Annotated in this window: 8 protein-coding genes and 2 tRNA genes; 8 read left to right on the forward strand and 2 right to left on the reverse strand. The window is 41.2% G+C overall.

Features of this window, described 5'->3' with window-relative positions; translation table 11 throughout:
* Positions 1-468: 468 nt before the first annotated feature.
* On the reverse strand, positions 469-2,088 hold the full coding sequence (locus HMPREF0671_RS10845; RefSeq protein WP_036900523.1) for a family 10 glycosylhydrolase: 1,620 nt from the start codon (positions 2,086-2,088) through the stop codon (positions 469-471).
* A gap of 103 nt (positions 2,089-2,191) precedes the next feature.
* On the opposite strand from HMPREF0671_RS10845, the gene HMPREF0671_RS10850 reads away from it, so the two are divergent.
* The 8 genes from HMPREF0671_RS10850 to HMPREF0671_RS10885 all read left to right on the forward strand — a co-directional run bounded on the left by HMPREF0671_RS10850 (position 2,192) and on the right by HMPREF0671_RS10885 (position 7,194).
* Positions 2,192-3,709 carry a carbon starvation protein A gene (locus HMPREF0671_RS10850; RefSeq protein WP_036900525.1) on the forward strand — a complete coding sequence of 506 codons (1,518 nt, stop codon included), beginning with the start codon at positions 2,192-2,194 and terminating at the stop codon, positions 3,707-3,709.
* Between the two features lie 12 nt (positions 3,710-3,721).
* Positions 3,722-4,207: an outer membrane beta-barrel protein gene (locus HMPREF0671_RS10855; protein ID WP_036900527.1), complete on the forward strand. Its 486-nt coding sequence runs from the start codon at positions 3,722-3,724 to the stop codon at positions 4,205-4,207.
* Positions 4,207-4,818, forward strand: a complete 612-nt coding sequence (gene recR / locus HMPREF0671_RS10860) for a recombination mediator RecR (RefSeq protein ID WP_036900529.1) — start codon at positions 4,207-4,209, stop codon at positions 4,816-4,818. Before HMPREF0671_RS10855 ends, recR begins: the two co-directional genes overlap by 1 nt.
* A gap of 8 nt (positions 4,819-4,826) precedes the next feature.
* Positions 4,827-5,258: a hypothetical protein gene (locus HMPREF0671_RS10865; RefSeq protein WP_036900531.1), complete on the forward strand. Its 432-nt coding sequence runs from the start codon at positions 4,827-4,829 to the stop codon at positions 5,256-5,258.
* The gene (locus HMPREF0671_RS10870; RefSeq protein ID WP_036900533.1) at positions 5,255-6,448 is read left to right on the forward strand and encodes a glycosyltransferase family 2 protein; all 1,194 of its coding nucleotides are present in this window, start codon (positions 5,255-5,257) and stop codon (positions 6,446-6,448) included. The genes HMPREF0671_RS10865 and HMPREF0671_RS10870 overlap by 4 nt, the downstream gene beginning before the upstream one ends.
* Positions 6,441-6,944: a GNAT family N-acetyltransferase gene (locus HMPREF0671_RS10875; RefSeq protein ID WP_036900535.1), complete on the forward strand. Its 504-nt coding sequence runs from the start codon at positions 6,441-6,443 to the stop codon at positions 6,942-6,944. Before HMPREF0671_RS10870 ends, HMPREF0671_RS10875 begins: the two co-directional genes overlap by 8 nt.
* A gap of 75 nt (positions 6,945-7,019) precedes the next feature.
* Positions 7,020-7,093 (forward strand) — tRNA-Asp (locus HMPREF0671_RS10880).
* 27 nt (positions 7,094-7,120) lie between these two features.
* Positions 7,121-7,194 (forward strand) — tRNA-Asp (locus tag HMPREF0671_RS10885).
* A 44-nt stretch (positions 7,195-7,238) separates the two neighbouring features.
* On the opposite strand, the gene HMPREF0671_RS10890 is transcribed toward HMPREF0671_RS10885, so the two are convergent.
* Positions 7,239-8,057: a FimB/Mfa2 family fimbrial subunit gene (locus HMPREF0671_RS10890; protein WP_052053026.1), complete on the reverse strand. Its 819-nt coding sequence runs from the start codon at positions 8,055-8,057 to the stop codon at positions 7,239-7,241.
* Between the last annotated feature and the right edge of the window lie 174 nt (positions 8,058-8,231).

Consider the following 8,231-nt stretch of genomic DNA (forward strand, 5'->3'; position numbering starts at 1 on the left):
AAGGTTGGGAGATGTTTCTTATCCACGGACTTTCGAAAGAATATTTCCCATGTTATATCAACTCTTGGAAAGAATTCAATAGGGATTTATATTTTTCAGTGTTATTTATTCATTGTAGTCCATAGGTTAACAGCAGGATTAGATTATTCTTTACCGAGAAGTGTAGGATGCTGTATTGTGGTTATATCGGTATGTATGCTTTGCACTTCTATCACAAAACGGTCAAAGTATTTAAGTATTTTAATCTTAGGTGTCTAGAGACATAAACAAACAGATAAACTTATAACCTTCATTTGCTGCAAAAGCTTGTCAACATTGCTGTTGGTGCTTTTCAGTATTACTGCGGAGTCGGGGCAGCGATGTTGCCCGGCCATTGCAGTTTTGAGGTTAACAGGTAAATGGGTAAATAAATAGGTGAGAGGCTATCTCATATCTGTGGGATTGGGAGGATAGAAATGTATCTGCCGATTATCTATTAATCGTAAAATAACCGATACGATGGCTTTGACCGTTGGCACTAAGGGTACGTAAGATGTATGAACCATTAGCGAGTTGATGCACATCAACATTGTTGGTACGCACTGTGGCAGTTGAGAGGATGACACCGGTGAGGCTTGTAATTGCCACGGTGAGATTAGGGGAGTCTTGTAAATAGAGTGCAGGAATGGTCACTTTCCGCCCATCGCATGGTAGCGAAACGTTGATATCTTGTTTGGGAGAAACTTGTCTTATGGTACTTGGCCGACTCTCTATGCCGTATCTATCCATTGCTGTGACAGCATAATACATGTTTGTATCTTCTATTTCCAAGTAGTCGGTGGCTATCTTTGCGGCTAAAAGATTGTCTCCATTCTGTATGTCTATAGGCCAAGTGCTACTGCTATATATATTATAATAGGTGTCGTCGGCTTTCTCCCATTTTAGTATCTGTTTCTCCAATCGGAGATTTTGAGGTGCCGGGGGAGTTTGTTTGGAGGCCCATGTCATTGGCGGAACCAAAGCCGGATGTCGGTTGAATTTCGCTGTGAAGTCGTAAATATCTTTCAGATTGTCGGTGAAAAACTTGCTACGGAAAAAGGCGTAGCCCAATTTATAGCTGCGTAACATGTGCATTTCACGTTCAATGACGCTGGAATCCCAGTTTTTTTCTGCCGGAGACATGAAGTAGATGCCTAGTCCGGATACAATTATTCGACCACTAGCTTGTTCAGACCAATCGATAGCAAAAGGGTAGAACTGGTTTCCACGGAAGTACATCATGGGGAAAAGTTCGTCCATCAGGCCGTCGCGTAGCCATCCTTGTGCATCTTGACATACCTTATTATAAGCATTCCAGTCGTAGCTATAGTATCTTGTCAAGTCGTCGGCTTTTCCCACAGGAGAACAACTGAGTTTCACCCAAGGTTTTCGGCTTTTGACGGCATCGTGTATGCGACTTACAATATCGGTGATATATTGACGTGCACGGTCTTTGGGAATCTTGATATTCCATGTCTCCGGATAGCGAATGTAGTCGAGGTGGATACCGTCAACATCGTAGTTCTCTACTATCTCGCTACATATCCGACTCAGGTACTCGCCTGTACGGGCATCCTCAGGACTCATGTATCCATCGGCACCTATCTTTTTGAGTGTCGTTACTCTTTGATTTTTAAGGTTCTTGATACCCAGTCCATTCCACTTCCCGATGGGTATTGTCACGACCCATGCTTGCAATTCCATGCCGCGTTTATGGCATTCGGAGATGGCAAATTGTAATGGATCGTAGCCCGGAGAGCGCCCCGGAATGCCACTCATGCACCCATCCCAAGGCTCATAGCGTGATGGATAGATGACGGTTCCGCGAATACGAGTTTGCAACAATACCGTATTGATACCTGCTTCTTGCAACTTGTCAAGGATTTGAATGAGTTCTTGTTTTTGTGCTTCGATAGAGGTAGATGAACGAGCATAGCGATGTGGCCAGTCTAGACCGCCAATGGTGGTAAGCCATACGGCTCGAACCTCGTATTTACTTTTTTGAGCCACGATCGTGCTGTCGAAACATAAGAGAAACAGCGTTATAATGATTGCTATTATTCTATTCATTTATTGGGTGTTTATTGTTGCAAATTAGTCACAAAGGTACTTATATTTTTTCTCTTTTCAAATTTAATGTTTACTTTTGCAATAGGCTTAAATTCATATTATAATGATATCTTTTACACTTAGTCTATTGGCTTTAATAGTGGGTTATCTCATTTATGGGCGTTTTGTAGAGCATGTTTTCGGACCGGATAATCGGCCGACGCCTGCTGTAGCAAAGGCCGATGGAGTGGACTATGTGGTGCTTCCGGGGTGGAAGGTATTCATGATTCAATTTTTAAATATTGCCGGTACCGGTCCTATTTTCGGTGCTATCATGGGAGCATGGTATGGTCCTTATGCCTATTTGTGGATAGTGTTGGGATGTATATTTGCCGGAGCTATGCATGATTATTTTTGTGGTATGTTGTCGGTTCGGCATGATGGTACAGGTTTGCCCGACTTGGTTGGAAGATATTTGGGATTAAGGACGCAGAAGGTCATGCTTGTCTTCTCAGTATTACTATTGATGATGGTGGGCGTGGTATTCGTATATAGCCCGGCTATCGTTCTGTCTAATATTGTGGGTAGCAAACTTCTTTGGATTCTGCTTATCTTCATTTATTATATCATAGCGACGTTGTTGCCTATAGATAAGATTATAGGTAAGATATATCCACTTTTTGCTTTCTCGCTTCTTTTTATGGCTGTAGCTCTCTTGATAGGTCTGTTTTTGAAGATGCCTACACTGCCAGAGCTATGGAGCGACTTGCCTACGAGCAATTTGAATGCTGTCCCGGCTTGGTTGGGCGTATCTCAATTTGCCGAAACCAACCCTATATTCCCCTGTTTATTTATAACGATTGCATGTGGAGCTATTAGTGGATTCCATGCGACTCAGAGTCCATTGATGGCTCGTTGTATGAAGAGCGAGAAGCAAGGGCGTCCTATCTTCTATGGTGCAATGATAACCGAGGGGATCGTAGCATTGATTTGGGCTACGGTATCTATCTACTTTTTCTATCATGGAGGATGGAAAGAGGTGGTTTCACCGGAAGTTGCCAATCAGTTTATTGCCCAGTTTGAAGGTGGTAAGACGCTTGTACAATATTTCGATGCACCTTCCGTTGTCAAGTATATCTGTGAAGGATGGCTGGGTGTTGCCGGTGGTATATTGGCTTTGTTGGGTGTCGTGGCTGCACCGATTACGAGTGGTGATACGGCTTTTAGAAGTGCTCGACTTATCGTAGCAGAGTCTTTAGGGCTTGAACAGAAGGCCCTGCATAAGCGTCTGTATATTGCTGTGCCGATGTTTGTGTTAGCTCTTGGGCTGCTCATTTGGCAGATGGAGAATCCTAATGGATTCAATGTCATTTGGCAATATTTTGGCTGGGCAAACCAAACACTGGCAGTATTCGCTCTTTGGACGACGACGGTGTATCTAGTTCAACGTAAGAAACCCTTTGTCATTAGTTTGGTTCCGGCTGTCTTTATGACAGTAGTGTGCTCGACGTTTTTGCTGGTTTCAAAGCAAGCGTTCGGACTAAGCCAGTCAAAATCTTATGTAGGGAGCATTGTAGTATTGGTTGCTTCGTTGGTATGGTTCTTCGTATGGTATAGGAAACAGTATAATATTAATCAATAATATCAATTTGTAATGAGAAAAAAAATAGTTTTAATGATTGCTGCTTTGCTTATGACGGTAGCAGCAAATGCCCAGTTTGAAGGTGGCAAGACGTATATAGGAGGTTCATTGACAGGCTTGAATATGAGTTATAATGGCTTGAGTCATTTCAGTTATGGCCTTCAGGCACAGGCCGGATATATGATTGTCGATGATTTGATGGCTTATGGTACGGTCGGATATTCGCACATTGGTAATGACGGGATAGGCGATAGCTACAGTTTGGGTGTAGGTGGTCGCTATTATATTGAGCAGAATGGTATCTTCCTCGGAGTAAATTGTAAGTATAAACATGCACCTCATTACAATGATTTGATGCCGGGTGTAGAGGTTGGATACGCTTTCTTTTTAAGTCGTACGGTGACAATTGAGCCTGCCATTTATTATGACCAGTCGTTCAAGAAGCACAGTGATTATTCCACGATTGGTCTTAAAATCGGTATAGGAGTCTATCTGTAATGTACGAATCATACCCATCTTCGCTACTTGAAAAAGCAGTAGATGAGTTCTCTAAGTTGCCGGGCATAGGGCGTAGAACGGCTCTACGTCTGGTTTTGTATCAGCTTAGACAATCTTCACAGTCGGTGGATAGCTTTGTTGAAGCGATTCATCGACTGCGTCATGAGGTGAAATATTGTACCGTATGCCATAATATCAGCGATACGGATATTTGCTCTATATGTGGAGATCCTAAACGAGATGCCTCCATGGTTTGCGTCGTTGAGAATGTACAAGATGTGTTGGCTATAGAGAATACACAACAATATCGAGGGTTATATCATGTATTGGGTGGTGTTATATCACCCATGGATGGTGTCGGTCCTAGCGATTTGGAGATTGATTCATTGGTAGATAGGGTACAACAAGGCGATGTAGAGGAGGTGATTTTGGCTTTGGGGTCGACCATGGAAGGCGATACCACCAATTTCTATATATCGAAGAAGCTCGCACCTTTCGATATTCATATCTCTGTTATTGCGCGTGGTATCTCGGTAGGAAATGAATTGGAGTATACGGACGAAGTAACATTGGGGCGTTCTATCGTGAATCGTATACCGTTTAAAAGTTAGTTTATAGCATGAGAAGAACCTGTAATATATTATTAGGATTGTTCTGGGGAAGTATCGTACTGTCTCTGCTGATGGTTGTTTTGTTTGAGAGCGACTTGTTGTTACCGGGTGATTGGACTACAGATAAGAGTGCTGAATTTCTTTGGGCGGTTGTGATGGAGTTGCTAACCATCTGCGTGATTCCACTAGCATTGAGATTGTTTCATTTCACAAAAGTAGAGAAGCAGATTATTTCTAGCTCTTCTGAGACATCGGGCGCTTATAGGCGATTGGCTATCCTTCGCCTATTGTTATTAATGATTCCGCTAGTTGCTAATACATTCTTATATTATATGTTTATGAATGTAGCTTTCGGATATATGGGAATCATCCTCTTATTGAGTGCTTGTTTTATTTATCCATCTTTGTCGCGTTGTCTCTCTGAAACCCAAGAAGTTTGAAATTATCGGTTATTATCGTCAGTTATCAAGTCAAATACTATCTTGCGCAGTGCCTTCTATCATTGTCTAAGGCTTTGCAAGAGATAGAGGCAGAGGTGTTTGTGGTGGACAATCATTCTACAGATGGTACTGTTTCATTGCTGAAAAAAAACTTTCCTTGGGTTAAAATCATACAGAATAGTGATAACTTAGGATTTTCCAGAGCCAATAATATAGCTTTTAGACAAGCTGTGGGAGAGTATGTCTTATTGCTCAATCCCGATACAATCGTAGGGGAGGACGTACTTCGTGAAGCCTTGAAGAAGATGGACGAAGATCCGAAAATAGGTGGTGCAGGTGTCAGAATGGTATCAGAAACCGGACAAAAGGCGCCAGAATCGCGACGTGGAATTCCTACCCCCATGACTGCGTTCTATAAGTTGATTGGACTATGTAGTCGTTTTCCGGCGCATCATCGGTTCGGACATTATTACATGGGGTATCTTTCTTGGGATGAAGTTTGCGAAATAGAGATTGTCAGTGGGGCTTTCTTTTTGGTAAGAAATGGTGCCATCAAAGATAAAGACTTGCTAGATGAAGCCTTTTTTATGTATGGTGAAGACATTGATTTGTCCTATCGACTGTTGCAGAATGGCTGGAAGAACAATTATTTGCCATTGTCTATCTTGCATTATAAAGGTGAGAGTACGAAGAAATCTTCTTTTCGTTATGTCCACGTATTCTACAAAGCAATGCTTATCTTCTTTCGAAAATACAACCAAAATCTTTGCTTTTTGGTATTCTGGGCTATACAATTAGCCATTGGACTGAAAGCCGGGCAGGCTTTAGTAGGGCTATTGATTGAACAGTTGAAAAAGAAGTTGGGATTGTTGCCGAGCATTGTTGCGCCTATGACATATTATTATTGGGGTGATGAGGAACAAATATTGCTTTTCGAGAAGTTTGCACAAGGGCATGGATTAGATCTTCATCCGAAGGTGTTAAATGAAAATGAGCAGCTTGATATTGATAAATTGTGTTCTGAAAATCTCACAGGAGAGTTATGTATCGTATTTGATACCGATAGATTTAGATATGATACTATCATAGATACGCTTTCGGAGAATCCTAAAGATAATATTCATTTAGGACTATTCTATCCACAATATCATTGGTTAATAACAGCAAAGGAGGTGCTGACAGATGAGTAAAGTAACTTTGAGGGCTTTAGAACCGGAGGATTTGGATATACTTTATAAGATAGAGAACGATAAATCTGTATGGAATGTAGGGGCGACTAGTGTGCCTTATTCTAAGTATTTGCTACATGATTATATTGCGAATTCTACTTGTGATATCTATACTGATAAGCAAGTTCGACTGATGATACTCAATGAAGATGGTTATGGAGTAGGGGTAGTTGATGTAGTTGACTTCAGTCCTCGGCATCTTCGAGCAGAGATAGGCTTTGTTATTATGAGTCAATATCGTCGAAAGGGCTATGCCGGAGCTGCCATCAAGCAAGTCATGGACTATTGTAAGAAGACATTGAATATGCATCAATTATATGCAATTGTCGATAAACGGAACACAGTATCAATCAAACTGTTGGAGAAGTGTGGCTTTCATGCCTCTTCAGAGCTTAAAGATTGGCTCTTGGAAGATGGATGTGCTCATTCTGCATTATTATTGCAAACTTTTCTATAAAAAAGTTGTTTGATTCTTGGTGGAATAAAATATAATCGTTACCTTTGCACTCGCAATTGACAAGATGGTCTATAAGGTGCGTTAGTTCAGTTGGTTAGAATGCCTGCCTGTCACGCAGGAGGTCACGAGTTCGAGTCTCGTACGCACCGCCTGAAACCTCTTCGATAAAGCACTTTGGTGCGTTAGTTCAGTTGGTTAGAATGCCTGCCTGTCACGCAGGAGGTCACGAGTTCGAGTCTCGTACGCACCGCTCCAACTTAAGGGTTATTTGTTGAAGCTTTCATTATTTCGTATTTAGAAAGTTACATTATAATAGCTTGAATCCCAACTATCATCTATTGAAATTTTAATTCCTGCTGGTGAGTTGGCTTGAATGCCACTAAAAAACTGTCCGGTGTATTGTGTAATTCGGTTGGTTGTTACAGGTACGAGTGGAAATTCAGTTCCCTGAATGCTATTCCCTGCTACGTCTATTGCATCTATCTTCATTTTTAATTCTTTGCCATCTGCATGTGGAAAGGTATAGACATCGAAGATATAGTATCCATCAGAAGATTTAGTCGGAATATCCCTATATTCCGTTTGGCGTGAGTTGACTTCTCCAAATCCTGTGACACAGTTCAATGTGCTACTTCCACCGGTATAATAGAATTTAAACTGTTTGACTTCTGCCGGTATTTGGTCGTCGTTGATGCGTAGACGGAACTTGGCAACAGCTCTTTTTAACTCAATATTGTAGTCAGAGGATTGGTCACCCACCGTTATGTTAGCTACATAATTAAACGTATCTGTTACTTTGTTTTTGTAGAAACTAACCTTTGTAGGGCTGGATAAGGTTGCATTACCTAATCCACTATGGGCGACTATCACTATTGTATAGTTGCCTTTGGGGAGTTTGATTTTAAGAGTCCCAAAGCCCGGAGTATCCGAAGTCTGGTCAAAAGAAGTAACTTTGTTTTCGCCTTCAAATACAGCAAGATTAATTCTTGAGCATACTTTTGATAGATCGTTGACCGCTCTTGAAGTGATATTTGACGTTTCAAAGGGGATTTGTTCTAGTTTATCAACTCTAAAGGTGATGTCGACTCCATCTCCACTTGCATATTTCTCCATGTCAACATGTTCACATGCGCAGAGGCAACAGGCAAGTACTAGGAGAAACGCATAAGTCAATCGTTTTGTTTTCATGGTGATGTATAAGTTTGTGTTTAATAGATTTGAACACAAATATAAGAATTATTTAAATATACTCAAAATAATTCTTACTAATAATTTTGTACAGTAAAG

The sequence above is a fragment of the Prevotella sp. S7 MS 2 genome (genome assembly GCF_000762865.1).
GTDB lineage: Bacteria > Bacteroidota > Bacteroidia > Bacteroidales > Bacteroidaceae > Prevotella.

Bases quoted from the DNA above. Each gene is read 5' to 3' on its own strand.
- HMPREF0671_RS10850 (WP_036900525.1), top strand. From the start codon at position 2,192: ATGATATCTTTTACACTTAGTCTATTGGCTTTAATAGTGGGTTATCTC.
- HMPREF0671_RS10890 (WP_052053026.1), bottom strand. From the start codon at position 8,057: ATGGAGAAATATGCAAGTGGAGATGGAGTCGACATCACCTTTAGAGTT.
- HMPREF0671_RS10855 (WP_036900527.1), top strand. From the start codon at position 3,722: ATGAGAAAAAAAATAGTTTTAATGATTGCTGCTTTGCTTATGACGGTA.
- recR (WP_036900529.1), top strand. From the start codon at position 4,207: ATGTACGAATCATACCCATCTTCGCTACTTGAAAAAGCAGTAGATGAG.
- HMPREF0671_RS10865 (WP_036900531.1), top strand. From the start codon at position 4,827: ATGAGAAGAACCTGTAATATATTATTAGGATTGTTCTGGGGAAGTATC.
- HMPREF0671_RS10875 (WP_036900535.1), top strand. From the start codon at position 6,441: ATGAGTAAAGTAACTTTGAGGGCTTTAGAACCGGAGGATTTGGATATA.
- HMPREF0671_RS10845 (WP_036900523.1), bottom strand. From the start codon at position 2,088: ATGAATAGAATAATAGCAATCATTATAACGCTGTTTCTCTTATGTTTC.